Genomic DNA, 26,733 nt, shown 5'->3' on the forward strand with positions numbered 1-26,733 from the left:
CTTGGTTAACGCCGTTGCAGAAACGCCGGTATAAATGCAGCGCCCGTTTCGCCTTGCGCGCGTTTGCTAAAGCGGGCGCCGCGCAGCGGTGCCGGGCGAGCGCCGGAATGGCCTGCGCCATGCCGGCCGAGACGCCGCCCCGCCGGCGGGAAAAGTTATCCCCACCTTCCTGCCGCGGGGCGTCGCCCGGCCAGCGGGCCGTTCCGCCCTACAGCGCGATCGTCGCGCCGAGCACGGCGAGAAACTGGCCGATCCATGCCGGATGCGCCGGCCACGCCGGAGCCGTGACCAGAAGGCCGTCGGTGACCGCGCCGGTGATCGGAACTTCGGCATAGGTCGCGCCTGCCTGCTCCACCTCCGGGCGGCAGGCCGGATAGGCCGAGACGGTCTTGCCACGGATGACGTCGGCGGCGGTGAGGATCTGCGCGCCGTGGCAGACGGCGGCGATGGGCTTGTCGGCGAAAGCTTTCACCAGCGCGATCACCTGCGGATCGAGGCGCAGGTATTCGGGGGCGCGTCCGCCGGGGATGACGAGGCCGGCGTAGTCCTCGGGCTTCACCGTGGCGAAATCGGCGTTGATCGTGAAATTGTGACCGGGCTTCTCGCTGTAGGTCTGCGCGCCGTCGAAATCGTGAACGGCGGTCCGGACCGTGTCGCCGGGCTTCTTGCCGGGCGTCACCGCGTGCACCTCGTAGCCGACGGCGGCGAGCGCCTGAAACGGCACCTGAACCTCGTAATCCTCGACGTAATCGCCGACGAGAAAGAGCAGCTTCTTCGACATGGGATATTCCTCCTGAGAACGGACTTGCTGCCGGCTTGTCCGCCGTCTCCCCGGCGCGGAGCCGGGGTCGGCAGAGGACCGCGGCGCAAGTCTACTCCCCGGGCATGGCGGCGGGAAGAAGCACGGTGTGGGGGCCGGGGCGGCATGCGTGCGCAGCGCACCACTTCGTGTCGGCCCGACCGGGCGCGGGAAAGCTGCCGTGCAATAGTTTTCAGGTAATGGCTCCGTATGCAGGGTCAGGAGTGAAATATGGCAAAATATAGACTTCTGCTGAAACTGTCTTCATGATATAATATAAATTATATAATTTGGAGTGCGGTGTCATGGGTGTTCAAGTTGATTCTCTGAAGCATGGCAATATCGATCGTGCGACTATATATATTAATAGAATTGACGAAATTTCGAAGAATGGTTACGGTTTTGTCATGTGGTTTTTTGACCTTATTTCTGATTTTGTCCTCAAGACAAATAATACGGAGATAAATAACCTTGCTTCCGTTCTTTGTTCAGATCACCATGACAGCAAGGACAGAATTTCCGCCTTCAATGCATTGTTCGAATTAGCCGGCGAGGCGGGCAAGGGTGTGTTCTCCGGCTCCATGGACGAAGACAACCGCGCTTATGTCCTGAAAGCAGGCGACTTTGAGTTTTCCCTTCCCATGGAGGGACATGACCGGGCCGAGCAGGTGGCCGGACTGATCTTCGGAGAGACGCGGGCCGCGGATGTCGTGGCGATCAACGATCTGCTCTCCGGCAATGGCGACAACAGGGGCCAGGTCCTGGCTTTCCTCGACCTTCGCACGAGGGCGCTCCCGGTCTTTCGTGACGCCTTCGATGTTCGATACGATGGCAATCTCGACGGCAGTCTGGTCATCCGGGGCGTCGCCGAATTTCCTTTGGCTGGAATAGGTATTGACGGCGATAAAAGCTATGTTGGAAATGAATTAATCGATATTTGTCACGGCGCGGTGCGTGTTAAGAATAATATCGTGGCTGGACAAGAAGATGACGCATCCCAGGAATCCGGCTATGTTGACACAATAAAGGATTTCTTCAGTCGGGACGATGCACCGTTCCCGCTTGCTGGGGAAGATCACCAGACATTGGTGTTTGAGCAGATACAGAAGGATATCGGGCGCGGGGACTATTATGTCGGCGATGCGGCGCTGGCTCGTCCCGACATCCCGAACGATCCGGTCCATCGGGCGACGGCCTTGACGGACTTCTGCGGCATGCTCCGGGACATCGGATGTTCTCGGGAACAGCGCAACGTCATCCTGTCTACCTGCCATCAGGAACTCTTTGCTCTCGTTATGCACGCAACGCAGGCCAGAAACGGAGGGCCGCTCCGGGAAAGCCTTGCGCCGGTGGGAGAGCAGGACAATTTCAGCATCCGTATTGCCAAAGCCGAAGACGGCGCCGTTTCGGTGGATGCTTTTGTCGCTTTCTCTCCATCTCTGAGCGGCCCGATAGGCGACCATCTGGCCGGAATAATGCAGGATGCACCCGAGGCGAGCCCATGGCAGAGACAGGGCATTGCCTTCACGATCGGCAGGGAAGGGACCATCGCGGTCAATGATGTGCAAGTGCGTACTTTGACCGTCCCGCCCCCGCCCGATACTCTTCCCGAAGGGGCCATCCGCGCCTGATCCGCGCGGCGGTGCGTGAACGAATCGTTAGCCATTTGTGCTAAAGATGCCCCGACTGGCGTTGACGACGTTTCGGGGAGGGGCGCATGCGGCGTATCAATCGGGGCGCGATCCGGCGGTGGCTGATCGCCGCCATCGCGGTGTCGGCGGCGGGCGTGGCCGCGTCCCCCGCGCAGGCGAATTTTGCCGCCTGCGTCGCCAATCTGCGCAATGCCGCCATCAACGCCGGCATCAGCCGGGCGGTGGTGTCGCAGGCGCTCGACATTGCCACGCCGGACGAGAAGGTGCTGCGCCTCTCCAAGGTGCAGCCCGAGTTCAAGACGCCGATCTGGGACTATCTCGGCTTCCTCGTCGACGAGCAGCGGGTCGCCGACGGTCAGGCGATGATGCGCCGCTATGACTCCGTGCTGCGCGCCGCCGAGCGGCAGTTCGGCGTCGATCGCCACGTGATCGCGGCGGTGTGGGGGGTGGAGACGGATTTCGGCCGCGAGGCCGGCGACAACTTTCTGCCGCATGCGCTCGCCACGCTGGTGTGCGAGGGTGGCCGGCGGCGGGATTTCTGGCGCGGCGAATTGTTCGCGGCGCTGAAGCTTGTCGACCGGGGCGACCTGCAGCTCAACAAGCTCTACGGCTCCTGGGCCGGGGCCTTCGGCCAGACGCAGTTCATTCCCTCCACCTATCAGCGGCTCGCGGTCGACTTCGACGGAGACGGCCGGCGCGATCTCGTGAGCTCCGTGCCGGACGCGCTCGGCTCCACTGCCAACTATCTCAAGCGGGCGGGCTGGCGCACGGGCGAGCCGTGGCTGATCGAGGTGAAGGTGCCCGCCGGTTACAAGGGGCCGACGGGGCGGCGCAACAAGGCCGCCATCGCCGAATGGTCGAAGCGTAGCGTCGTGCGCGCCGACGGCAGACCGCTCGCGGGCGGCGGGCACGCCGGCCTGCTGCTGCCCGCGGGATCGAGCGGCCCCGGCTTCCTGGTGTTCCGCAACTTCGACGCGATCTACTCCTACAACCAGGCGGAATCCTACGCGCTGGCCATCTCGCATCTGGCCGACCGGCTCGCCGGCTATCCGCCGCTGCGCACGCGATGGCCCACCGACGACCCCGGCCTCAACCGCGCCCAGCGCCTGCACTTGCAGCAGCTCCTGCTGGCGCGCGGCTATGCCATCGGCGAGGCCGACGGCAAGATCGGCCCGGTCACGCGCGAGGCGATCAAGGATGTCGAACGCCGGATCGGCATGCCGCAGACGGGCCGCGCCGGCACGAAGGTCTATCAGGCGCTCGGCGGAAAGTGAGGACGGGTATTTGCTTGCCCTGCGAACCGCGTTGCCGCGGCTTGTGACAACCAAACGAGATCGGCGTCAGATATCGCCGCAAGAAAAGATCCGTCATGCCGCGAGTTGCCACAGGATTCCCCATGGGGATTCCGCGGGCCGAGAAGGCGCGGCTGATGCGTGCAGCGGCACTGGAACAGACGAGCCTGAAGGATTTCATGCTTCGCAACGCTTTGCGCGCGGCCGGCGCCGTGATCGAGCGGGCCGGGCGTCTGCATGTGGATGAGGAGCAGAGCCGCTTCGTGCTCGATCTTCTGGACAACCCGCCCGAGCCGAACGCCAAGCTTCTCGCCGCCCGGAAACGACCCTGCCGGTCTGGCGTGAGAAGCGATTGCCCGCAAGCACAATCGCAAGGGTTTCGACTGCGGCGAACCGGCTCTTGCGCACCTCACGCTGCCTGCGCCATCTCCTCGATCGCGGCGGGGATGCGCTCGCCGGTCGCGCGGATGACGCCATGCGCGCCTTTGAGCACGCCTTTCTCCAGCTCAAGCGCCAGAAACCGCTCGCGTTCGAACGGCCCCGGCATCCACAGGGCTTCGGTCTCCTCCGTGCTGAAGCCGAAACGCGTGTAATAGGGGGCGTCGCCCACCAGCAGGATGGCGCGGTGGCCGAGCGCGGCCGCAGTGGCGATGGCGTGGCGCATCAGCGCGCCGCCAAGCCCCATCGACTGGCAGGCCGGATCGACCGCCAGCGGCCCCAGCAGAAGCGCGGGACGCTGGCGGCCGGCCGTCACGTTCCACAGCCGCACGGTGCCGATGAGCGTTTCGCCGCCGGCCGATTCGCTCGCGACGGCGCTGAAAGCGAGTCCCTTCGCCGGCAAACGGCCTTCGCGCAGCCGCTCGCTGGTCTTGGCGAAACGGCCGTCGCCGAAGCACGTGTCGAGCAGCGCTTCCCGCGCGGCGATGTCGGCGGGGTTCTCATCCCGAATGATGAACATGACGAGTTCCTCCCCGTCCGGCCCGCGCAAGGCGCGGCCGGACAGCCGGAAAAACGATTGGCTACGTTCGCGGCAAGCTTAGATGTGATAGGCCTTCAGCGGCGGGAAGCCATTGAAGGCGACCGCCGAGTAGGTCGTGGTGTAGGCGCCCGCGCCCTCGATCAGCACCTTGTCGCCAATGGCGAGGCTGACCGGCAGCGGATAGGGCGTCTTCTCATAGAGCACGTCGGCCGAATCGCAGGTCGGGCCGGCGAGGATGCAGTCTTCCGTCGTGTCGCCGTCGCGCGTGGTGCGGATCGGATAGCGGATCGCCTCCTCCATCGTCTCGGCGAGACCGCCGAACTTGCCGATGTCGAGATAGACCCAGCGCAGTTCGTCGCTCTCGCTCTTGCGCGACACCAGCACGACCTCGGCCTCGATCACGCCGGCGTTGCCGACCATGCCGCGGCCCGGCTCGATGATCGTCTCCGGGATGGCGTTGCCGAAATGCGCCCTCAACGAATCCAGGATCGACGCGCCATAGGCTTCGACGGCCGGGATGTCGTTGAGATACTTCGCCGGGAAACCACCGCCGAGATTGACCATCGACAGCCCGATGCCGCGCTCGGCGCACTGGCGGAAGATGCTCGCCGAGGAGGCGAGCGCCTGATCCCACGCCCGCGGGTTGCGCTGCTGCGAACCGACATGGAACGACACGCCGTAGGCCTCGAGGCCGAGACGGTAGGCGTGCTCGAGCACGCTCACGGCGAGCGACGGGTCGCAGCCGAACTTGCGCGAGAGCGGCCATTCCGCGCCCGCGCCGTCGCACAGGATGCGACAGAACACGCGCGAACCGGGCGCGGCGCGCGCCACTTTTTCGACCTCCGCCTCGCAGTCCACCGCATAGAGGCGGATGCCGAGCGCGAAGGCGCGCGCGATGTCGCGCTCCTTCTTGATGGTGTTGCCGAAGGAGATGCGGTCGGGCGAGGCGCCGGCGGCAAGGGCCATCTCGACCTCGGCCACCGAGGCCGTGTCGAAGCACGAGCCGAGCGAGGCGAGCAGCGAGAGCACTTGCGGAGCCGGATTGGCCTTCACCGCGTAGAACACGCGCGTGTCGGGCAGCGTGCGGGCGAAGGCAAGGTAGTTCTCGCGCACGACGTCGAGATCGACCACGAGGCACGGGCCGTCTTCGCGTCGGTTGCGGAGGAATTCGCGAATGCGGTCGGTCATAAGTATCAACCCTTCAAGCGATCAATCTAAGGTCGGGAGCGGGATCCGGAAGGATCGGCGCTCGGCTAGACGCGGATGCGACCGCTCCCCGCCATGCGCTGTGGAGACGCAAGACGAAGGCAAATCTGATCCGCTCGGATCGCCCTGACGGTCGATCCTTCTGGCTGCCTTGGATTGGAAGGGGAAACCCCGACCGCACGCCCGGCAATGATGGACAAGCCTCTTCGGTAATCCAGGCCAACCTGTGGAAAGTTGGCAGAGACCAAAAAAGCCCGTTCCGTCGTTGCTTTAAGTCACGTCCCCTGCGGGAGAGCAGGGTGGGCCGGTTTCGCCTCCGGCTGCCGGTCCGTTCAGAGAACGCGGGAACGGACATCCCCGCGCCCCCGGGCGAGAAAACCGGCCTCTTGTCCGGTAACCCGCCAACCGGCACGCGACCACAGGCACGTGCGAAATTGGGCAAGCGTATGTATAAGGTTTTCGTGCCTGATTCTCAAGCACTGCGGCGGTCATTTTGCTGCGGAAACCATCAAGGTGTTGCATTTCCGCCATGCGCATGGCGCATGATAAATCACGCCATTCCGATGATGATTATTGAGGCGGACGGTGTCGGCGCGGCTGTCCGCCGCATATCGATCATCAAGCAACATGCTGCAGTATATTATGGATTATCCGGCTCATCAATGGTCGGCGCGATCAAAAAACCGCGCCGGGGCTGGTGCCTGGCGCGGTCTGTCGGTCGTCGCTGGGGCCGGGGTCAGCGGCCGGTCTTGATGCGGGTCCACAGCCGGGTGACGGTGCGCTGGGTGCGGTCGTCGTAAGCGGTGTTGGTGAACAGGCGCCCCAATGTCTCCTCGTCCGGGTAGATGCCGGGGTTGTCGCGCACCGCCGGGTCGACGAGGGGCGTCGCGGCGCGGTTGCCGCTGGCGTAGGACACGAAGCTGGCGTTCCGCGCGGCGATCTCCGGCCGGTTGAGGAAGTCGATGAAGGCGCGCGCTTCCTCCGGGTGGGGCGCGTCGGCGGGGATGGCGAAGCTGTCGAACCACATCAGCGCGCCCTCGCGCGGCACCTGATAGGAGATCTCGACGCCGTTGCCGGCTTCCTCGGCGCGCGTCGCGGCCTGCAGGATGTCGCCCGAATAGCCAACGGCGACGCAGATGTCGCCGTTGGCGAGCGCGTTGATGTATTCCGACGAGTGGAACTTCTGGATGAAGGGGCGCACCTTCGTCAGCGCGTCCGCGGCCTGCTGGAGGTCCTTGGCGTCCTTGGAATCCGGGTGCAGGCCCAGGAAGTTGAGGACGCCGGGGAACAGATCCTCCGGGGAGTCGAGCATGTAGATGCCGCAGTCCTTGAGCTTTTCGGCGATCTCCGGATTGAGCACCAGCTCCCATGTGTTGAGCACGGCATCCGGCCCGAGGCGCTCGCGCACCTTGGCGACGTTCACGCCGACCCCCGTGGTGCCCCACATGTAGTTGATGGCATATTGGTTGTCGGGGTCGAAGGCCTGCAGGCGCTCGGCGATTTCCGGCCACAGGTTCTTGGCGTTGGGGATCTTGTCCGCCTCGATCTTCTGGAACACGCCGGCCTTGATCAGGCGTTCGAGGAACGGCCCCGAGGGCACGACGATGTCGTAGCCCGACTTGCCCGTCAACAGCTTGGTCTCGACGATTTCGTTGTTGTCGTAGGTGTCGTAGACGACCTTGATGCCGGTTTCCTTGGTGAATTCGTCGAGGACGCTGGTGTCGATGTAGTCCGACCAGTTGTAGACGTGGACCGTCTTCTGCTGCGCGTCGGCAGGGCCGGTGACGAGCAGCACGGCGACCGAGGCGCTGGCAAGGCAGGCGCCCACTTGTGAAGCGATGGCACGGATCATGTCCCGCATTCTCCTGTAACGCGAGGAAGTGACTGACAGGGCGTCGACCCGAAACCGCGTCCGGCCGAAGAACCTCTCCCTGCCAGGGAACCACGTTTCGCTCCGGGTCTCGGCACGCACCATACGGAAATTCCGGTCCGAATGCATCTGCCCTTCATGCACGAAAATTAGGACGGTCCGATGTCCGGCCTGCGTGCCACGGCCCCTTGTTGTTACCCCCCTGCAACACCTACATGAACCATGCTGACCGCTTGACGCGGATCAGGGAATTTCCGCAGCATTGTTGCCAGATGGGGCATTGCGCGGAAAAATTGTAATGGGGCGCCCTGTCGGGCTTTCGACGGCAGGCGTTGCCGAGAGGAGCGACGAATGAACATCGATAAATACACCGACCGGGTGAAAGGCTTCCTGCAATCGGCCCAGTCGCTGGCGCTGCGCGAGAACCACCAGCAGTTCACCCCCGAGCATCTGCTGAAGGTGCTGCTCGACGACAACGAGGGGCTTGCCTCCGGCCTCATCGAACGCGCCGGCGGCCAGTCGCGGCTCGCGCTTCAGTTGACCGAACAGGCGCTCGCCAAGCTGCCGAAGGTGCAGGGCGGATCGGGGCAGATCTACCTCGCCCCCGGCCTCGCGCGCGTGTTCGACACCGCCGAGAAGGCCGCCGACAAGGCGGGCGATTCCTATGTCACGGTCGAGCGGCTGCTGCTGGCGCTCGCCGTGGAGAAGGATACGGAAGCGGGCAAGGCGCTGGCGCAGGCGGGGGTGACGGCGCAGAGCCTCAATACCGCCATCGAGGCGCTGCGCAAGGGCCGCACCGCCGACAACGCCTCGGCCGAAAACGCCTATGACGCGCTCAAGAAATACGCCCGCGACCTCACCGCCGCCGCCCGCGAGGGCAAGCTCGACCCGGTCATCGGTCGCGACGAGGAGATCCGCCGCACCATCCAGGTGCTGTCGCGCCGGACTAAGAACAACCCGGTGCTGATCGGCGAGCCGGGCGTCGGCAAGACGGCCATCGTCGAGGGGCTGGCGCTGCGCATCGTCAACGGCGACGTGCCGGAAAGCCTCAAGGACAAGCAGTTGCTCGCGCTCGACATGGGCGCGCTGATCGCCGGCGCGAAGTATCGCGGCGAGTTCGAGGAACGCCTCAAGGGCGTCCTCTCCGAGGTGCAGGCGGCCGAGGGCAACATCATCCTGTTCATCGACGAGATGCACACGCTCGTCGGCGCCGGCAAGGCGGACGGGGCGATGGACGCCTCCAACCTGCTCAAGCCCGCACTGGCGCGCGGCGAGCTGCACTGCGTCGGCGCAACGACGCTCGACGAATACCGCAAGCATGTCGAGAAGGACCCGGCGCTGGCGCGGCGCTTCCAGCCGGTGTTCGTCTCCGAGCCCACCGTCGAGGACACGGTATCGATCCTGCGCGGCCTCAAGGAGAAGTACGAGCAGCACCACGGCGTGCGCATCCAGGATTCGGCGCTTGTCGCCGCGACGACGCTGTCGAACCGCTACATCACCGACCGTTTCCTGCCCGACAAGGCCATCGACCTCATCGACGAGGCGGCGGCGCGGCTGCGGATGCAGGTGGATTCGAAGCCCGAGGAACTCGATTCCGTCGACCGCGAGATCGTGCGCCTGAAGATCGAGGCCGAGGCGCTCAAGAAGGAGCAGGACGCCGCCTCCAAGGACAGGCTGGTGCGCCTCGAGAAGGAGCTGGTCGAGCTGGAGGAGCGCTCCTCGGCACTGACCGCGAAATGGCAGGCGGAGAAAGACAAGCTCGGCCGCGCAGCCGAGCTCAAGAAGCAGCTCGACGAAGCGCGCAACGAGCTCGCCATCGCCCAGCGCCAGGGTCAGTACCAGCGCGCCGGCGAACTCGCCTACGGCATCATCCCCGGCCTCGAAAAGGAGCTGCAGGAGATCGAGTCGCATGACGGCCAGGCCAGCACCGTGCGCGAGGAGGTGACGCCCGACAACGTGGCGCAGGTCGTCTCACGCTGGACAGGCGTGCCCGTCGACCGCATGCTGGAGGGCGAGCGCGAAAAGCTCCTCAGGATGGAGGAGCAGCTCGGCAAGCGCGTGGTCGGCCAGGAGGAAGCGGTCATCGCCGTCTCCACCGCGGTGCGGCGTGCGCGCGCCGGGTTGCAGGACCCCAACCGCCCCATCGGCTCGTTCATGTTCCTCGGCCCGACCGGCGTCGGCAAGACTGAGCTGACCAAGGCGCTCGCCGCCTTCCTGTTCGACGACGAGACGGCGATGGTGCGCATCGACATGTCGGAATACATGGAAAAGCACTCGGTCGCCCGGCTCATCGGCGCGCCTCCCGGTTATGTCGGCTATGAGGAGGGCGGCGCGCTCACCGAGGCGGTGCGCCGCAGGCCCTATCAGGTCGTGCTCTTCGACGAGATCGAGAAGGCGCACCCGGACGTGTTCAACGTGCTCCTGCAGGTGCTCGACGACGGCCGGCTCACCGACGGGCAGGGCCGCACGGTCGATTTCCGCAACACGCTGATCGTCATGACGTCGAACCTCGGCGCCGAGTTCCTGGTGCTGCAGAAGGAGGGCGAGGATTCGGACGCCGTGCGCGACGAGGTGCTCGCCGTGGTGCGCAGCCATTTCCGGCCGGAGTTCCTGAACCGCATCGACGAGATCATCCTGTTCCACCGCCTCAAGCGCGAGCAGATGGGGGCCATCGTCGATATCCAGCTCGGCCGTCTGGCGCGGCTCCTGGAGGAGCGCAAGATCACGCTCGATGTCGACGCCAATGCCCGCGACTGGCTCGCCGCGCGCGGCTACGATCCGGCCTACGGTGCCCGGCCGCTGAAGCGTGTGATCCAGAAGAACGTGCAGGACCCGCTGGCGGAGCTCATCCTCGCCGGCAAGATCAAGGACGGCGAGACGGTGCCCGTCACCGCGGGGCCGCTCGGGCTCGTCATCGGCGACGTGGCGGTCTCGACCGAGCGCCCGCCCAATGCCGCGCTGAACTGACATAGCGATAAGAAACCGGGGAGCGGCATCCGCTCTCCGGTTCTTTGCAAGGGGAAGGCTATTGCCTGACGGGCTTTGCCCCGCCGGTGACCTCGCAGGAAACCGGAGTGTCCTCGCTCTTCGTCAGGTCGTAAAGATCGGCCTTGTCGCCCTTCGTCCACCAGATGAGGCGCTCGCCCGCGTATCGCGCGCCCGAGGCGGCGATGACGTTGGCGGCGACGACGAACTCGCCCCTGAGCGACAGCGTGGCGAGCGAGGTGCCGCCGGCGTTGAAATATTCCACCTCGACCGGCGTGCCGGCGCAATCGTAGGTCAGCCTGCTGCGATCGACCTTGAGCGCGTGCGGCACCTCGATGGTGATTGTCGCGGAACGCGACTGGGCCGTGAAGCGGGCGAGCGCCGTTCCCGAACTGTCGAACAGCTCGAGCTTGCCGTCGGTGCGTCTCCAGGCTCTCGCGTCCTCAAGCGCCTTGTAGAAGCGCTGCTCCTGGGCCATGAGGGCAGGGGAACACGCCATCATGGTGCCGGCGACGCGGTCGAATCGGATGGTGTCGCGCGCGAATTCGAACGTGCTGCGGAAACGGTTGCAGCCGCCGCTTCCGCTGACCGAGCCGTCGGCGTGCAATTCGAGAATGATCAGGCTGCCGTTTGTCGGGTCCTCCCCGCCGATCTTCACCACGACCCACGCGCCGTGCGGGGTGTCCGGCGGTTCCTGGGCCCGGGCGAGGTGGGCGAATTCCGGCGCGGCGGCGAGCGCGACGACGGACGCGATGCGGGAAATGGATGTCAACATGGTGCCCCTCGTTGGGTGCCAAAATATAGTGATGGGCCAATATTCAGCGTATCTGACAGAACGATAATATAGAATGATAGCAATGTGAAGATCTTGTGACCGCCGCACCGGCTCGGCGCGGCGGTCCGGCCGTCAGGCGGCGTCCGATTCGTTCTGGCCCCAGCGCGGGAACGGGTCCGGCAGGTCCCGGTAGCGGTACAGCTCGAAAGCCGCCGCGTCAGCCGGGCCGACGAGGCAGGCGTCGAGGGCGGCACGCATGGCGGCCTCGTCCATGCCACTGCCGATGAACACCAGCTCCTGCCGCCGGTCTCCCCACACCTCGTCCCAGTGGCGGCGGAAGTTCGCCCGCCATTCGGGATGATCCGGCCAGTGCCGCTTCGGGATCGCCGCCCACCAGTAGCCCATGGCGGTGACCCGTGCGATCGCGCCCGCGAGCGAGAATTCACCCACCCAGCGCGGGCGGGTGGCGAGCCAGAAATGCCCCTTGGCCCGGATCAGGCCCGGCCACGTGCGCTTGATGAAGGCGTCGAACTTCTCGGGATGGAACGGGCGGCGCGCACGGTAGACGAAGCTCGCGATGCCGTATTCCTCGGTCTCGGGGACGTGATCGGCGAAGCCGTAGAGCTCCTTGAACCAGAGCGGGTGCTCTTGCGCCCTCTCTTCGCTAAAGAGGCCGGTGTCGAGCACCTGGTCGAGCGGCACGCGGCCGAAATCGGTCTCCACGATCCGCGCGTCGGCGTTGAGCGACTTCACCACGCCGCGCACCAGCGCCAGTTGCTGCGGCGGAACCTCGGATGCCTTGTTGAGCACGATGACATCGGCGAATTCGATCTGCTCGACCAGCAGGTCGACGATGGTGCGCGCGTCCGCCTCGCCGTTGCTCTCGCCCCGGTCGCGCAGGAAATCGTTGGAGCCGTAATCGCGCAGCAGGCTCGCGGCGTCCACCACCGTCACCATCGTGTCGAGGCGCGCGATATCCGACAGGCTGTCGCCGTTCTCGTCGCGGAAGGAGAAGGTGCTGGCGACCGGCAGGGGCTCGGCGATGCCGGTGCCCTCGATCAGCAGATAGTCGAAACGCCCCTCGCGGCTGAGGCGGTGCACCTCCGCGAGCAGATCGTCGCGCAGGGTGCAGCAGATGCACCCGTTGGTCATTTCCACGAGTTTCTCCTCGGTGCGCGACAGGTTGGCGCCGCCGTCGCGCACGAGATCGGCGTCGATGTTGACCTCGCTCATGTCGTTGACGATCACCGCGACGCGGCGGCCTTCGCGGTTGTTCAGAATGTGGTTGAGAAGCGTCGTCTTGCCAGCACCCAGAAACCCCGACAGAACAGTGACGGGCAGCCGCCCGTCGCCCCGTATGTCATCCAGCATTATATTCTCCAATGAAATGTTATATCGTTGCATAATTTAAATCCTCCAAATCGGTTTCGTCAATCCGGTCGTTTGCGGCGGGGGTGACGCAACAATGGCCGTTTGGCACAATTCCAAGCCGATTCTGCGGATTTCCCCATAGGCGCGGGCGTCGATCCGTGCCATGTGCAGTCGGCTACATGCAAGCAGGCGCCGGCGAACGTCCGCCTTCGGTGGCGCCCACCGACAAAGACAGTCATTGACAACCGAAACGCCATAAACGGACCCTGACATGCCTTTCACAGACAACAATCAGGCTGATGCTCTCGTGCAGACCGGCCGCTCGGGAACGCTCGGACGCATTCATCTCAACCGCCCCAAGGCCCTCAACAGCCTCACCATCGACATGGTGCGCGACATCGCCGGCGCGCTCGACCGGTTCGAGGCGGATGTGGGCGTGGCGGCGGCGCTGATCACCGGCGAGGGCGAGCGCGCCTTCTGCGCTGGCGGCGACATCCGCGCCCTCTATGACGGCGGGCCGCAGGACACCGAAGTGGGCCGCACCTTCTGGCGCGAGGAATATGTCGTCAACGCCCGCATCAGGCGCTATCCGAAGCCCTATGTCGCCTTCATGGATCTGATCACCATGGGCGGCGGCGTGGGCCTGTCGGCGCACGGCAGCCACCGGGTCGTCACCGAGCGAACGCGGCTCGCCATGCCGGAGACGGGTATCGGCTTCTTCCCGGATGTCGGCGGCACCTGGCTGCTGTCTCGCGGCCGCGCCGGCGGCGGTGCGAGCGAGATCGGCACCTACCTCGCCCTCACCGGCGAGCAGATCGGCGCCGCCGACGCCATCCACGCCGGGCTGGCGGACACTTTTGTGCCCTCTGCCGCGCTGCCGGAACTGGCCGCGGCGCTGTCGGAATTGCCTGCGGATGCTGGCGGCGCGCGGGTCGGCGCCGCCATCGCCGCTTTCGCTCGCGCCGTCGAGCCCGGGCCGGTGCAGCAGAACGAGGCCGAGATCAATGCCGCTTTCGGCTTTGACACGGTGGAGGAGATTTTCGCCGCGCTCGTGGAGTCCGACACCGACTTTGCCGCCAGGACACTCGCGACCCTGCGCACCCGCTCGCCGACGAGCCTCAAGCTGGCGCTGAAGCTGCTGCGCATCGCCCGCGACGACACCGCCTATGAGCAGACGGTGGAGCGCGAATACGCCGCGGGCGTGGCGGTGCTGGGCGGGCACGAGTTCTACGAGGGCGTGCGCGCGGCGATCGTCGACAAGGACCGCAATCCGCGCTGGCGGCCGGCGACGCTCGACGAGGTGACCGAGGAAAGCCTCGAACGCTACTTCGCTCCCGCGCCCGAGAGAGTCTTTTCCTGAGCGCGACCGACGGCGTCGTCGGAATCAGCGCAGCGGAAAACCGAGCGTATGGGCATGCTCGCGCAGCCGGTCGCGGCCCCGCAGCGCCCGGGCGCTCGCAAGCCGGCGCAAGACGTGCTGCGTCCATACCGGGTGCTCCAGCGACTGCCCGCGCCAGAACCCGTCGAGGATCGTATCGTAGGCCGCCGCGGCGGGAGCCGTCCGCGCGGCGTCGTAGGTGTCGCGGTGCAGTACCGCCGCCTGCGGCAGGCGCGGCTTGATGGAAGCCAGGTTGGCGGGATCGGGATAGCCGACCGCGAGGCCGAACACCGGGAACACATAGGAGGGCAGCTTCAGGCTTTGCGCCACGTCCAGCACGTGGTCGCGGATCGCGCCGACATAGACCGTCCCGAGGCCCAGCGATTCGAGCGCCAGCACGGCGTTCTGCGCCGCCAGCGCCGCGTCGATCACACCGAGCAGCAGCGATTCGAGAAAGTCCGTGCCCTCGACGGTGACGTTCTGCGCCGCGCCGATGGCGCGCGTGCGCGACAGATCCGCGAGCCAGACCAGGAACAGCGGCGCCTGCCGGATGAACGCCTGATCGTTGGCCAGTGTCGCCAGCTCCGACTTGTGGGCGGGATCGTCGACCGCGACCACGCTCCACAGCTGGAGGTTCGAGGACGACGAAGCCGACTGCGCCGCCGCTACCAGCGTCTCCAGCACGCCCTCGGGCAGCGGATCGGCGGTGAACGCGCGCACCGAGCGATGCGCGAGCGCCTGCTCGATGACGGCGCTCGCCAGCACCGCGTCGGGCTTCGCCTGCCCGTAGCGCGCGGAAAGCAGGGTGGAAATACCGTCGTCAGCCGTTTCGGTCCGGGTCACGCTCATCGTCTGTCGTCTTCCCTGTTGCTTGCCCGAGTCATATCATAATCAGAGCATGTCATCGTTTCACGGAAACGCTGACATGCTCTGACTTTTTGATTTTGAGCGAATTCTTATCGATCGGATGATTTCATCCGATCGGAACGCGCTCCAGCGGGAGCGGCATTTTGTCACGCGCTCGCACACGCAGACCTGCGCCCCCGCCTTCGCCGCCAGTATGGGGAAGGTCGCCGGATGCATCAATAAAAAATATAAAAAAGATAGAATTACTTCTGTTTTGTTCGCCTTTCAGTCCTCGTCGGTGGCGAGCTGGCCGAGCAGCTTGCCGCGGCCGCGCAGCCGCATGATCATCGGCACCAGCAGCGCGACGGCCGCGACGGCGTAGAGCACGATGGCGACGGGCGAGGCGACGAGAATGCCGGCATCGCCCTGGCTGATGGCGAGCGCGCGGCGCAACTGCTGTTCCGCCATCGGCCCCAGGATGAGCCCCACCACCACCGGCGCGACCGGATAGCCGAAGCGGCGCAGTCCGTAGCCGAGCAGGCCGAAGGCGAGCAGCATGGCGAGCTCGAACACGGAAGGGTTGGCGCCGATGGTGCCGAGCGTCGCGAACACCAGGATGCCGCCGTAGAGCCACGGCTTCGGAATGGTCAGGAGCCGCACCCAAAGCCCGATCAAGGGCAGGTTCAGCACCAGCAGCATCAGGTTGGCGACGAGCAGGCTCGCGATCAGGCCCCAGACGAGATCGGGATTGTTGGCGAACAGCAGCGGCCCCGGCTGCAGGCCGAACTGCTGGAAGCCCGCCAGCATGATCGCGGCGGTGGCCGTTGTCGGCAGACCGAGCGTCAGCAGCGGCACCAGCGTGCCGGCGGCCGAGGCGTTGTTGGCCGCCTCCGGCCCGGCGACGCCCTCGATGGCGCCTTCGCCGAATTCCTCGGGCCGGCGGGCGAAGCTCTTCTCGGCGCTGTAGGAGAGGAAGCTCGCCACGTCCGCCCCGCCCGCCGGCATGGCGCCGATGGGAAAGCCGATGGCCGTGCCGCGCAGCCACGGCACCCACGAGCGCTTCCAGTCCTCCTTGCTCATCCAGACGGACCCCTTGACGGCTTCCACCTTCTCGGCGACGGCGGAAGGGGAGGCGGCGGTCTTGAAGGTCTCGCCGATGGCGAAGAGCGCGACGGCGAGCGTCGTCACCTCCACGCCGTCGAGCAGGTCGGGAAGGCCGAAGGTCAGTCGCGCCTGGCCTGTCTGCAGGTCGATGCCGACGAGGCCGAGCGTCAGGCCCAGAAACAGCGCCGTGATGCCGCGCAGCGCCGAGTCGCCGAAGGCGGCCGAGACGGTGATGAAGGCGAGCACCATCAGTGCGAAATAGTCCGCCGGCCCGAAGGACAGCGCGAACTCCACCACCCACGGCGCGATGAGCGCGAGCCCCAGCGTCGCCAGGAGCCCCGCGACGAAGGAGCCGATGGCGGCGGTGGCGAGCGCCGGCCCGCCGCGGCCCTTGCGGGCCATCTTGTTGCCCTCGAGCGCCGTGATGATCGACGCGCTCTCGCCCGGCGTGTTGAGCAGGATCGAGGTCGTCGAGCCGCCGTACATGCCGCCGTAGTAGATGCCGGCGAACATGATCAGCGAGCCGGCGGGGTCGAGCTGATACGTGACCGGCAGCAGCAGCGCCACCGTGAGCGCCGGGCCGATGCCCGGCAACACGCCCACCGCCGTGCCGATGGTCACGCCGACGAAGGCATAGAACAGGTTGAGCGGCGTGAGCGCCACCAGCAGGCCGTTGGCGAGCAGGCTGAGCGTGTCCATGGCGGATGCCCCGATTTGAACGACGGACGACGGAATGTCAAGGAACGAGCCGCTCCAGCGGACCTTCCGGGATGGTCAGGTTCAGCCCGCGCGAGAAGGCGAACCAGATCACGAAGGCGAAGACGACGCCGATGGGAATCGTCTTCCACAGCGGCCCGCGTCCGAACCCGCGCGCGGTCGCGGCGAACAGCACGCCCGTCGCCACCGAGAAGCCGGCGGTGTTCAGGAGCAGCATCTGGGCGACGAGCCCGCCGGTGATCCAGGCCACGGGGCCGTAGTGGTCGGTCTCGCGCTCCGGAAAGTCGCCGCGCCATGCGGCGACCGCCGTCGCCAGCGCCAGCACCGCCAGCCCCGCCGCGACCGTGTAGGGAAACACGGTGGGGCCGATGCGGGCATATTGCGCCACCGCCCCCATGCGCGACGTCGACCAGAAGACCAGCGCGGCAAGGCCGACGAGCATCACCGCCACCGCAAGCGCCGCGATGTCGGGGCGGCGCGGCTGTGCATCCCGCCGCTCCGGCCCGGTCGGTGTGCCGGTGCTCATTGCACCAGACCGATGTCTTTCAGGATGGCCTCGGTCGCGGTGATATCCTCGGCGAGCTGCTTGTCGAACGCCTCGCCGGCGAGATAGGTGTCGGCCCAGCCGCGCTGTTTGAGCGCATCCTGCCATTGCTGCGAAGCGACGAGCTTGGCGATGTCGTCGCTGATCGCGGCCTTCTGCTCCGGCGTGATGCCAGGGGCGGCGGCGATCATGCGCCAGTTCTCCAGCGCCATGTCGACGCCCGCCTCGCGCAGCGTCGGCGCGTCGAGGCCCTCGACCTGGTTCTCGCCCGACACCGCGAGGAGCCGCAGCTTGTCCGCCTCGACCTGCGGCGCGAACTCGGCAACGCCTGAGATGCCGACGGTCACCTGCCCGCCGAGAATGGCGGCGAGCGCCTCGCCGCCGCCGGAGAAGGCGACGTAGTTGACCTTCGTGGGATCGACTCCGACCGCCTTGGCGAACAGGCCCGCCGCGATGTGGTCCGCCCCGCCCGCCGAGCCGCCGGCCCACGAGACCGAGCCGGGATCGGCCTTCAGCTTCTCCACGAGGTCGTCGACGGTCTTGATCGTCGAATTGACCGGCACGACGATCGCCAGTGCCTCGCCGGTGAGGCGGGCGATGGGCGTCACGTCGGCGAGCGTCACCGGCGACTTGTTGGTGAGGAGGGCGCCGACCATCACATAGCCGCCGACAAGCAGCGACGCCGGGTTGCCCCTGGACTGGTTGGCAAACTGCGCAAGGCCGATGGCGCCGCCCGCGCCGGGCACGTTGACGACCTGCACCTTCGGCGAGATGCCCGTCTCCTGCAGTGTGGCCTGGAGCGTGCGCGCCGTCTGGTCCCAGCCGCCGCCGGGGCTTGCGGGCGCGATGATGGTGTAATCGGTAGCGGCCGCCGCGCCGCTCATGCCTGCAACCCCCGCAAACGCGGCGGCGAAAAACAGCTTCCTCATCGTTTCCTCCAGGACCGGTTTTTCTGGGCCCGCTATCGTGGACCGGTTATTTCGGGCTGCTCGTCTGATTTTTGGCAGCCTTGAGAAAATCATAGGATTCTTTCCGGGCGTTGTCGACACGGGGAATGGGCAAGGAGAACCGACCCGCGGTGCGCTGCCGGCATGGGGAAGGTCATGCGCCGCCGCGCGCAATCAGGCAGGAGATTCCCGACGCCGTCCGGCAGTACCGCTCCGTCATAACAGGCGCGGCGGCGCGGTCGGCATGCAACGGCTGCGGCAAGGCACAGCAACGGATTTGGCGTTACTTTATGCGTCTCAAGAAAAACATTGCTCTCCTGCCGGACCATGATATTATGAAACATGGCAGGTGGTTTTTCACGTGCGTTTATTTTTGACTATTTTATTTTGATTGCAAAAGGATATTGTGCCATGACAAATTCTCTGTCGCCGCTGCAAGGAAGCTTTGTTCCTCCTGTCCAGTCGACGTCTTCAGAACGGTTCACCGAGCCAGGTAGGCTGGGCGGGGGTGAACCGCAACCCGTTCCCTATGACAACATTTTCGTGGACGAAGCAGAGCATCAGCGCTTGTCGTCTAACAACGTCAGTAATTTGTCCCTTCAAGAAGGCCCCCGCAAAGAACGCTCAGCTCTCTGGCACAAGGCCGCCGATGTCGCCGACCGTATCTTGTGCTGGATCGATACGGTGGCCGAGAAGTTTGCCGCTCTCGGCGAGTTCATCGGCAGGATCCTTGGCGCCGTCGGCGGCTTCGTCGTTGCTTTGGGCGTCGCTGCGGGCAGTTTCTGCGCGGTTCCCATTATATGGAGCATCCATAATAAGGATCCCGGCAACGACTATTTGTTGGCGTTCATAGGGACAGGCGCGGATATTGGCGGGGCTGTCGGTGATTTCCTTCTTGGCGGGGTCGGTGCGGCGGTGGGGATTGCCACATTGCCGATCGGGGCACCGGTGACCAAAATCGTCGAGCTTTGCAACGCGCCGGAGCGCAGCGGGTATCAACGTGTGAGCGATGATGTGCTGGTGGACGATGAGGAGCAGGGCGTCGAGCTCATGTAACCTGTCTCAACCGGCGGTGTGAACGCAATTCCCGCAAAGAAAACCCATGGCGCCGGATCTCTCCGGCGCCATTCTCATTCGGTCGGTCGATCGATCGCGAAAAAATTCAGCCCGCCGCCGCCTTGCCGCCGTCCGCGCCCGGCCCCGATACAGGCCCGTCGTGGGTCAGGATGGCGTAGATCGCCGCCGCGTCGCGCGCCGAGCGCAGGCGGTCGAGGTTGCCGGGCTCGCGCAAGAGGCGCGCCACCCGGGCGAGCGCCTTGAGATGGTCCGCGCCCGCCGCCTCCGGCGCCAGCAGCAGGAAGACGATATCGACCGGCTGGCCGTCGATGGCCTCGTAGTCGATCGGCTTTTCCAGCCGCGCGAACAGACCGAACAGGCGGTCGATGCGCGCCGGCTTGCCGTGGGGAATGGCAATGCCGTCGCCGATGCCGGTCGAGCCGAGACGCTCGCGCTGCAGCAGCGTCTCGTAGATCTCGCGCTCGTCGAGGCCGGTGAGTTGGGCGGCTCTGGCCGCGATCTCCTGCAACGCCTGCTTCTTGCCGCTCGCCTTCAGAGACGGCACGATGGCGTCGGGTGTGAGGATATCGGTCAGGGGCATGTCTCGAACACGCGCAAGCGCGAGTCGCTCCTTCGGTGCATGCCCACAGAACGCACAGCACGGCGCACTTCCTGGGCCAAGCAATCTACCACAGACTTGAGCGTCGAGCGCCCGTTCCGCGAACAGGCGACCGACGCTCGCTCAACACGCGGGCCGGATGTCCGCCGCCCCGGGGGGGCGGCCTTCATTCAGCCCCGATTGTCGGAACCGTCCGGCGGGTCGATCCAGCCGATGGTTCCATCGTGACGGCGGTATACGACATTTACCCGGCCACTGCCAGCATGTCTGAACACAACTACGGGAGCCCCTGTCAGGTCAAGTTCGACAACCGCCTGACTGACCGAAAAGCGGTGGAGAGCGGCAATATTTTCCGCGACGATGACCGGATGGAACGTCTCGTCGACCTCCGCCTCCTCCTGCGGCGCCTCGATCACGTAGGCGCGGACCTCCTCGGCGCGGACCTCGTCCGCCTCCGCCACGGGGTGATGGGCGAGATCGTCCGATCCGGGCTGGGCGCGCTCCTTCAGCCGGCGGCTGTGCCGGCGCAGGCGGCGCTCGAAGCGCTCGGCGGTCTGGTCGAAGGCGGCATAGGCATCGGGCGCCACACCCGTGGCCTCCAGCGTGATGCCGGTGTTGAGGTGCAGCACGCCGACCGTGCGAAAGCCGCTGCCTTCCTTCTCCACGACCACATGGCCGGAGTAGCCGGTGTCGAGATATTTGGCAATCGCCGCGGTCACCCGCGCCTCGATCTGCCCGCGCAGAGCGTCGCCGATATCGATGTTCTTTCCGGTTATCCGCAAAGGCATTCCCATCTCCTTCCATTCACGCGCCGCGGGCGACAACGGCGCCGGCGTCCTTGCAGACGACGCCGGCGCGCCCATAGACCAGGCGCGCCCATAGAGCTTAAGTCGACGAACAAACGTCGACCAGCTTTATTTGTTTCGTGACAGAGGGCTTATCCAGCCTGAACGGCCTTGGCCGCGAACGCCCGCCGGCGCTCGACGGACGAGGGGATGCGCAGCGATTCCCGGTATTTGGCAACGGTGCGCCGGGCGACGTCGACGCCCTCGTCGTGCAGCCTGCGCACGAGCGCGTCGTCGGACAGCACCTCCTGCGGCGATGTTTCCGCCGCTATCAGCTGCCGGATGCGGTGGCGGACGGCTTCCGCCGCATGCGCCTCGTTCCCGTTCGTGGCGGTGACAGCGGCGGAGAAGAAGTACTTCATCGGAAACACGCCACGCTCGCAGCCGATGGCCTTGTTGGCGGTCACGCGCGAGACGGTCGATTCGTGCATGCCGATGGCGTCGGCGATGGTCTTCAGGTTGAGCGGGCGCAGGTGCGACGCGCCGAAGCTGAAGAAGCCTTCCTGCAGGCGCACGATCTCTGTCGCGACCTTCAGCACGGTGCGCGCGCGCTGCTCCAGGCTGCGTGTCAGCCAGTCGCCGCTTTGCAGGCATTCGGACAGGAAGACCCGATCGGCGTCGGAACGCACGCCCGTCATCAGCCTCGCATGATAGGCGCGGTTGAGCAGCACCCGCGGCAGGGTGTCGTCGTTGAGCTCGACGATGAAGCCGCCGTCGCGCGCCTTGCGCACGAAGACGTCGGGGGCGAGCGTCTGTGCCGGCTCCGCCCCGAAGGCGCGCGCGGGCTTGGGATCGAGCCGCCGCAGCTCGGCCAGCATCTCGGCGAGATCCTCCTGGTCGACGCCGCACAGCCGGCGCAACGCCGCGTGATCGTGACGGGCGACGAGCGCCAGATTGGCGACGAGCGCCTGCATGGCCGGATCGAAACGGTCGCGCTCGCGCAATTGCAGGGCGAGGCACTCGGCGAGGTCGCGCGCGCCGACACCCGTGGGCTCGAACCCCTGGACCATGGCGAGCACCTGGGCCACGGCGGCCTCCGCCACCCCGAGGCGGGAGGCGACGTCGGCCGTCGTTTCCGTCAGATAGCCGGCGCCGTCGACGGCGTCGATGAGGAAGCGTCCGATCAGCCGCTGCTGCGGATCGGTGGTGGCGAGGTCGAGCTGGGCGGCGAGGTGATCGTAGAGCGACACATCGGCGGCGAGCGTCGCCTCGATGTCGGGCGCATCGTCATGATCGTGGTGGCCCCCGCCGGAATGGGGCGGGGCCGACGACACCATCAGCCCCTCGTCCGCGGCGCTCGGCTCGCTGCGCGGGGCGGAGAGGGTGGCGGCGTCGTCCTGAAACAGGTTGTCGAAGGAGGTGCCGAAATCCGCCTCGATGGATTCGCGCTCCAGTTGCGGCTCGGCCGGCGACCAGTCGCGGATCTCGTCTTCCCCGCCGGCCTGCCGTGCGCCATTCGCGGCTTCGGCCGGCTGCTCGCCGCCTTCCTCGCCGCCGTCGGTATATTCCAGCAGGGGATTACGCTCGATCTCCGCCTCGACATGGGCGGCGAGCTCGAGATGCGAGAGCTGCAGCAGGCGGATGGCCTGCAGCAATTGCGGCGTCATTGCCAGCGACTGGCTCTGGCGCAACTCCAACCGGTGGGAAAGTCCCATCGCGCGATCCCCCCGCCTGATTTCTGTGTCCGGTTCCCCGCTTCCGTCCGATCTCGCTCTGTCCGGGACGGATCGCGAAGACGCTTCGACGCGTCGTGCATCCCGATCGGGCGCCCGGGAGCCGAACGGCGCCAGCCTGCCGGCACGTTTCTTGCTTGCAGGTGCTTCCACCCTTTATTAGCGCCTTTGCGGCGCCACGTCAAAGCTGGAAATCTTCGCCGAGATAGAGCCGGCGCACATCGGGGTTGGCGATGATCTCCGCCGGCGTGCCTTCCATCAACACGCGGCCGGAGTGGATGATATAGGCGCGGTCGATGAGGCCGAGCGTCTCGCGCACGTTGTGATCGGTGATCAGCACACCGATGCCGCGCCGTGTCAGGTGGCGGACGAGGTTCTGGATGTCGCCCACCGCGATGGGGTCGATGCCGGCGAAGGGCTCGTCGAGCAGCATGAAGGTGGGGTTGCCGGCGAGCGCGCGGGCGATCTCGCAGCGCCGCCGCTCGCCGCCGGAGAGCGCGATGGACGGCACCTTGCGCAGCCGCGCGATATCGAACTCCTCCAGCAGGGCGTCGAGCTTCTTCTCGCGCTCCTTGCGGCCCGGCTCCACCACCTCGAGCACCGCCCGCAGGTTGTCCTCGACGCTGAGGCCGCGGAAGATGGAGGCTTCCTGCGGCAGGTAGCCGATGCCGAGGCGCGCCCGCCGGTACATCGGCAGGCGGGTGATGTCGTGGCCCTCCAGCGTGATGGTGCCGAGGTCCGCGGCAACGAGGCCGGTGATCATGTAGAAGATCGTGGTCTTGCCGGCGCCGTTGGGGCCGAGCAGCCCCACTGCCTCGCCCTTGCGCACGTGGAGACCCGCGCCCTGCACCACGGTGCGGCCGCGATAGCTCTTCTGCAACCCGTCCACCGCGAGCACGCCCGCCTGCGGGCGCCCGTCCCGGCGCACCCCGCCGCCCGCCCGCCCGTCCGCAGCGGAGGGAGGCGCGGCGAATCCGGGGTCGGAGGCGAAGGTGCCGGCGATTTCGTCGAGGCTGTGGTAAGGCGGCAAGGGCGTCACCATGGTGTGCGGATCGGAACGGGCGGACGCGTCAGCGACCGGGCGCGTTGCCGCTGCCCGGCACGAAGACCCCCTGCACCCGCCCGCCCGGCTTCGCGATGCAGTTGGCGATGCTGGTATCCAGGTTGTAGACGATGCGGTCGCACTGCTGGACGTTCTTGTCCTGGCTGAGGATGACGTTGCCGGTCAGCGTCACCGTGTTGCTTATCCGGTCGAAGACCGCATGTTGGCCGGTGGCGGTCTGGGCACCCGACACCACGGTGACGGGCCCCTGGCAGTCGAGCTTGCGGATGTTGTTGTCGCCGTCCGTCTGGGCGGCCTGCGGCGCGCCGGACGCGCCGGTGGCGCTCTGCTCGTAGAACACGTTGAGCGCCGAGCAGCGCAGCGTGGTCTCGCCCTGCACGGCGACGACGTTGCCGGTGAAGGTGGCGCGCTTTTCGGTGTCGAACACGTCGAGCCGGTCGGCGTCGATCTTGATCGGGTCCTTGCCGGAGCCGAGCGCTCCGAGCGGCGGGCTGACCGGGGTCACGTTCTGCGCCCGGGCGCTCTGCACGAAGGCGCCTTCCATCAGGGCGCCCTGCACCAGAGCGCTCTCCACCAAGGCTCCCGCCGCGATCAGCACGGCGGCGACGCCCGCTCTCCAGAAACACCGACCCCAGAAACACCGCTCCGATGCCGCCTGCAGCATGATTCGTCCCATCCTGTTTCGCCCGCCCGTCAGCGCTGGGCTTCGGCGCCGCTGTCGAGAACGGTGCGCACCCTGCCTTCAAAGACGATATGCTTGCCATTGTCCGAAATGTCGAGCCTGTCCGCCGAAATCGTCCCCTCCGAGATCCTTACCACGACCGGTTCGTCGGAGACCACGCGGCCGCCCTTGAAGTCGACCGAGGCGGAGGAAAGCCGCACGTCGTAGCCGCTGTCGGTGCGCACGCGGACGTCGCCGGAGAGCTTCAGGTGCTCGCTCTGCGAATCGTAGACGCCGCTTGTGGCGTTGATCCGGGCCTGGCCGCCGCCGTCGAGCTGCACGTGGCCGGAGATCTCGTTGAGCTCGACGATGGCGGGATTCTTCACGTCCTGCGAGGCGGAGGCGGCCGTGACCTCGTAGGGCTGCGTGCCGTCGCGGAAGCCGGACAGTTTCGGCGCGTCCATGGTGATCTTGGACCCGGACAGGGACACAGGCCCCAGGCTGAGGCCGCCGATGCTGCGCAGCGGCTCCAGGATGCCGATGGCGGCAACGATCACGACGGCGGCGAGAGCGGCGAGGGGGATGACGCGCTTCAGCGTCCGCACGCGCGCGGAATGGCGCAGCGCGGCGCGATAGGCGGCGGGAGAAATGCCCGCGACCGGCAAATCCGCCGTCGCCGGGCGTCGCGGCGCGCGATCGGCGGGATAGTGGCCGGCAGGCGTATGATCGGCGTCTGTCAACTGGCTTCCGTACTCGGTTCGGGCGCGGTCCGTGAGGAGGTAGATATAATCTGCGCAGGCCCCGCTTCCAAGTAGCTAATCGGTGTAAGCCGCCGAACGGCTGTCCGCTCGCCGATCACAGATGAGCGAAGATGTCGCTCTCCGCCCAGCCGGCGAGATCGAGCCGGGCGCGGGTGGGCAGGAATTCGAAGCACGCCCCGGCGATGTCGGTGCGGTCCTCGCGGGCGAGCATGGCGTCGAGCTTCTGCTTGAGGGCGTGCAGGTGCAGCACGTCGGACGCCGCGTAGGCGAGCTGGGCGTCGGAGAGCGTCTCCGCCGCCCAGTCGGAGGACTGCTGCTGCTTGGATATCTCGACGCCGATCAGTTCCCGCAGGTTGTCCTTCAGGCCGTGGCGGTCGGTATAGGTGCGCGCGAGCTTGGAGGCGATCTTGGTGCAATAGACCGGCCGGGGCATGACGCCGAACGTATGATAGAGCACCGCGAGATCGAAGCGGGCGAAGTGGAAGATCTTGAGCACCCGCTCGTCGCCCAGGATGCGCAGCAGGTTTTCCGGGCGCGGCCCGCCGCGCAGGATCTGCACCACCTCGGCGGACCCGTCGCCGCCCGAAAGCTGCACCACGCACAGCCTGTCGCGATGGGGATTGAGCCCCAGCGTCTCGGTGTCGACGGCGACCGAAGCGCCAAAGTCGATGTCGGCGGGCAGATCGCCCCGGTGTAGCCTGATGGTCATGTCAGCGTCCTTGCTCGATCCATACCCTGCCTCCGCAGGGCTGTCCGAACGAGGCCGGTGGGGCTCATCTCATCCGGGCGACGCCGCCTTGCCTCGATCGGGGAACTGGCCTCGCGGGGAAAGGCGCCGGTACAAGCAAATGCTGCGGGAAAGCGTTTCACGACGAATGCCCCTGCTGTAGCACCCGCGGCGGCGGCGGGCAAGAAGGCGCGCGGCGGAAGGGCGCATGGCCGCTCCCGCCCGCCGGTGCGGTGATTTCGCCGCCGGCGCGGATTGAACAAGTCAGATGGCGATGTTATCCGTCAATGCAAACGAAAAGCAGAACGAGTCGTCGTATATGCGCGATAAATACGTGTGAATTCGAGGAGCGGGTATGAATATGCGCTGTTCCATCTATGCTGCATTTTGTGTCATCAGGTTGCCAAGGTGAAAACTTCCGGTATCCATATGCTGGTCGCGATATCGGCCTCGGGTTCCCGGCTGCGCTCCTGCGTCCATCGGTTCGATCCGCCGGTGGGAGGGGATGCCTGCGATGGTCCCTTGCAATCGTGAAGAGCGGCGGACTTCATCCCGGCTCACGGGCCGGCCCATCCGATCCGGCCATGGCGGCCTCTAGCGTTTGTGGGACATATGACGGATCAACTTCCCATTGACCAATTGCTCGCCACCCTGCGGCGCGAGGCGGCGGCTTTCCGCGTGCCGGCGCTCGACGCCGCGCCCCACCGCACCGCTCTGGAGCCCGCGACAGGGGCGCTGAGCGGCACCATGGCCGATACCCGCCTCGAGGTGCTGGAGCGACGGGTCGAAGCCGGCGCCGAGGCCCTCGCGGCGTCGCTGGAGGAGCTGCGGGGGGGGGGGGGGGGGGGGGGGGGGGGGAAACC

The 26,733-nt window shown here is 66.4% G+C and carries 23 protein-coding genes and 1 pseudogene; 7 read left to right on the plus strand and 17 right to left on the minus strand.

What is annotated here, in order from left to right; genetic code table 11:
- Positions 1 to 208 precede the first annotated feature (208 nt).
- Complete coding sequence (locus tag ACUSIJ_RS21030) at positions 209 to 781, minus strand: DJ-1/PfpI family protein (protein ID WP_449310378.1); 573 nt, start codon at positions 779 to 781, stop codon at positions 209 to 211.
- A 323-nt stretch (positions 782 to 1,104) separates the two neighbouring features.
- Here ACUSIJ_RS21030 and ACUSIJ_RS21035 point away from each other — a divergent pair, with 323 nt between their 5' ends.
- The 3 genes and pseudogenes from ACUSIJ_RS21035 to ACUSIJ_RS21045 all read left to right on the plus strand — a co-directional run.
- Positions 1,105 to 2,430 (plus strand): hypothetical protein, encoded by a 1,326-nt coding sequence (locus ACUSIJ_RS21035; protein ID WP_449310379.1) that lies wholly within the window; start codon positions 1,105 to 1,107, stop codon positions 2,428 to 2,430.
- Between the two features lie 86 nt (positions 2,431 to 2,516).
- Entirely contained in the window at positions 2,517 to 3,725 is a 1,209-nt protein-coding gene (locus tag ACUSIJ_RS21040; RefSeq protein ID WP_449310380.1) for a lytic murein transglycosylase, read from the plus strand.
- Positions 3,726 to 3,847: 122 nt separating this feature from the next.
- Positions 3,848 to 4,051 (plus strand): annotated as a pseudogene (locus tag ACUSIJ_RS21045) (type II toxin-antitoxin system TacA family antitoxin); the annotation flags it as partial.
- A 101-nt stretch (positions 4,052 to 4,152) separates the two neighbouring features.
- On the opposite strand, the gene ACUSIJ_RS21050 reads toward ACUSIJ_RS21045, so the two are convergent.
- The 3 genes from ACUSIJ_RS21050 to ACUSIJ_RS21060 all read right to left on the minus strand — a co-directional run bounded on the left by ACUSIJ_RS21050 (position 4,153) and on the right by ACUSIJ_RS21060 (position 7,789).
- Entirely contained in the window at positions 4,153 to 4,701 is a 549-nt protein-coding gene (locus ACUSIJ_RS21050) for a GNAT family N-acetyltransferase (RefSeq protein WP_449310381.1), read from the minus strand.
- A gap of 78 nt (positions 4,702 to 4,779) precedes the next feature.
- A complete protein-coding gene (locus tag ACUSIJ_RS21055) occupies positions 4,780 to 5,910 on the minus strand; it encodes a type III PLP-dependent enzyme (RefSeq protein ID WP_449310382.1) in 1,131 nt (376 codons plus the stop codon).
- 754 nt (positions 5,911 to 6,664) lie between these two features.
- Entirely contained in the window at positions 6,665 to 7,789 is a 1,125-nt protein-coding gene (locus tag ACUSIJ_RS21060) for a polyamine ABC transporter substrate-binding protein (protein ID WP_449310383.1), read from the minus strand.
- 360 nt (positions 7,790 to 8,149) lie between these two features.
- On the opposite strand from ACUSIJ_RS21060, the gene clpB reads away from it, so the two are divergent.
- The gene (clpB, locus tag ACUSIJ_RS21065; RefSeq protein ID WP_449310384.1) at positions 8,150 to 10,765 is read left to right on the plus strand and encodes an ATP-dependent chaperone ClpB; all 2,616 of its coding nucleotides are present in this window, start codon (positions 8,150 to 8,152) and stop codon (positions 10,763 to 10,765) included.
- Between the two features lie 58 nt (positions 10,766 to 10,823).
- On the opposite strand, the gene ACUSIJ_RS21070 is transcribed toward clpB, so the two are convergent.
- Both ACUSIJ_RS21070 and zigA read right to left on the minus strand, forming a co-directional pair.
- Complete coding sequence (locus tag ACUSIJ_RS21070) at positions 10,824 to 11,558, minus strand: META domain-containing protein (protein ID WP_449310385.1); 735 nt, start codon at positions 11,556 to 11,558, stop codon at positions 10,824 to 10,826.
- 132 nt (positions 11,559 to 11,690) lie between these two features.
- On the minus strand, positions 11,691 to 12,929 hold the full coding sequence (gene zigA / locus ACUSIJ_RS21075; protein WP_449310386.1) for a zinc metallochaperone GTPase ZigA: 1,239 nt from the start codon (positions 12,927 to 12,929) through the stop codon (positions 11,691 to 11,693).
- A gap of 271 nt (positions 12,930 to 13,200) precedes the next feature.
- Here zigA and ACUSIJ_RS21080 point away from each other — a divergent pair, with 271 nt between their 5' ends.
- Complete coding sequence (locus ACUSIJ_RS21080; RefSeq protein ID WP_449310387.1) at positions 13,201 to 14,289, plus strand: enoyl-CoA hydratase/isomerase family protein; 1,089 nt, start codon at positions 13,201 to 13,203, stop codon at positions 14,287 to 14,289.
- A gap of 24 nt (positions 14,290 to 14,313) precedes the next feature.
- Here ACUSIJ_RS21080 and ACUSIJ_RS21085 read toward each other — a convergent pair whose 3' ends face one another.
- The 4 genes from ACUSIJ_RS21085 to ACUSIJ_RS21100 form a co-directional block, all read right to left on the minus strand.
- The gene (locus tag ACUSIJ_RS21085) at positions 14,314 to 15,156 is read right to left on the minus strand and encodes an NADPH-dependent oxidoreductase (protein WP_449310388.1); all 843 of its coding nucleotides are present in this window, start codon (positions 15,154 to 15,156) and stop codon (positions 14,314 to 14,316) included.
- Between the two features lie 282 nt (positions 15,157 to 15,438).
- A complete protein-coding gene (locus ACUSIJ_RS21090) occupies positions 15,439 to 16,956 on the minus strand; it encodes a tripartite tricarboxylate transporter permease (RefSeq protein WP_449310389.1) in 1,518 nt (505 codons plus the stop codon).
- A 37-nt stretch (positions 16,957 to 16,993) separates the two neighbouring features.
- Positions 16,994 to 17,500: a tripartite tricarboxylate transporter TctB family protein gene (locus tag ACUSIJ_RS21095; protein ID WP_449310390.1), complete on the minus strand. Its 507-nt coding sequence runs from the start codon at positions 17,498 to 17,500 to the stop codon at positions 16,994 to 16,996.
- Positions 17,497 to 18,447 (minus strand): Bug family tripartite tricarboxylate transporter substrate binding protein, encoded by a 951-nt coding sequence (locus ACUSIJ_RS21100; RefSeq protein ID WP_449310391.1) that lies wholly within the window; start codon positions 18,445 to 18,447, stop codon positions 17,497 to 17,499. Before ACUSIJ_RS21100 ends, ACUSIJ_RS21095 begins: the two co-directional genes overlap by 4 nt.
- 360 nt (positions 18,448 to 18,807) lie before the next feature.
- Here ACUSIJ_RS21100 and ACUSIJ_RS21105 point away from each other — a divergent pair, with 360 nt between their 5' ends.
- On the plus strand, positions 18,808 to 19,521 hold the full coding sequence (locus tag ACUSIJ_RS21105; protein WP_449310392.1) for a hypothetical protein: 714 nt from the start codon (positions 18,808 to 18,810) through the stop codon (positions 19,519 to 19,521).
- Between the two features lie 106 nt (positions 19,522 to 19,627).
- Here the strand turns inward: ACUSIJ_RS21105 and ptsN are convergent, their stop codons facing one another.
- The 7 genes from ptsN to ACUSIJ_RS21140 form a co-directional block, all read right to left on the minus strand.
- A complete protein-coding gene (gene ptsN, locus ACUSIJ_RS21110; protein WP_449310393.1) occupies positions 19,628 to 20,122 on the minus strand; it encodes a PTS IIA-like nitrogen regulatory protein PtsN in 495 nt (164 codons plus the stop codon).
- 188 nt (positions 20,123 to 20,310) lie between these two features.
- On the minus strand, positions 20,311 to 20,928 hold the full coding sequence (gene hpf, locus ACUSIJ_RS21115) for a ribosome hibernation-promoting factor, HPF/YfiA family (RefSeq protein ID WP_449310394.1): 618 nt from the start codon (positions 20,926 to 20,928) through the stop codon (positions 20,311 to 20,313).
- A 149-nt stretch (positions 20,929 to 21,077) separates the two neighbouring features.
- Positions 21,078 to 22,640 (minus strand): RNA polymerase factor sigma-54, encoded by a 1,563-nt coding sequence (gene rpoN, locus ACUSIJ_RS21120; protein WP_449310395.1) that lies wholly within the window; start codon positions 22,638 to 22,640, stop codon positions 21,078 to 21,080.
- A 199-nt stretch (positions 22,641 to 22,839) separates the two neighbouring features.
- Positions 22,840 to 23,700, minus strand: a complete 861-nt coding sequence (gene lptB, locus ACUSIJ_RS21125) for an LPS export ABC transporter ATP-binding protein (protein ID WP_449310396.1) — start codon at positions 23,698 to 23,700, stop codon at positions 22,840 to 22,842.
- 28 nt (positions 23,701 to 23,728) lie between these two features.
- Positions 23,729 to 24,385 carry an LptA/OstA family protein gene (locus ACUSIJ_RS21130; RefSeq protein ID WP_449310398.1) on the minus strand — a complete coding sequence of 219 codons (657 nt, stop codon included), beginning with the start codon at positions 24,383 to 24,385 and terminating at the stop codon, positions 23,729 to 23,731.
- Positions 24,386 to 24,414: 29 nt separating this feature from the next.
- Positions 24,415 to 25,122 carry an LPS export ABC transporter periplasmic protein LptC gene (gene lptC, locus ACUSIJ_RS21135; RefSeq protein ID WP_449310399.1) on the minus strand — a complete coding sequence of 236 codons (708 nt, stop codon included), beginning with the start codon at positions 25,120 to 25,122 and terminating at the stop codon, positions 24,415 to 24,417.
- A 115-nt stretch (positions 25,123 to 25,237) separates the two neighbouring features.
- Positions 25,238 to 25,852 carry a ribonuclease D gene (locus ACUSIJ_RS21140; protein WP_449310400.1) on the minus strand — a complete coding sequence of 205 codons (615 nt, stop codon included), beginning with the start codon at positions 25,850 to 25,852 and terminating at the stop codon, positions 25,238 to 25,240.
- Positions 25,853 to 26,482: 630 nt separating this feature from the next.
- Between ACUSIJ_RS21140 and ACUSIJ_RS21145 the strand changes: the two genes are divergently transcribed.
- A partial coding sequence (locus ACUSIJ_RS21145; RefSeq protein WP_449310401.1) for a hypothetical protein occupies positions 26,483 to 26,733 on the plus strand: 251 nt, incomplete at its 3' end.

The organism is Pseudochelatococcus sp. B33 (assembly GCF_053570585.1).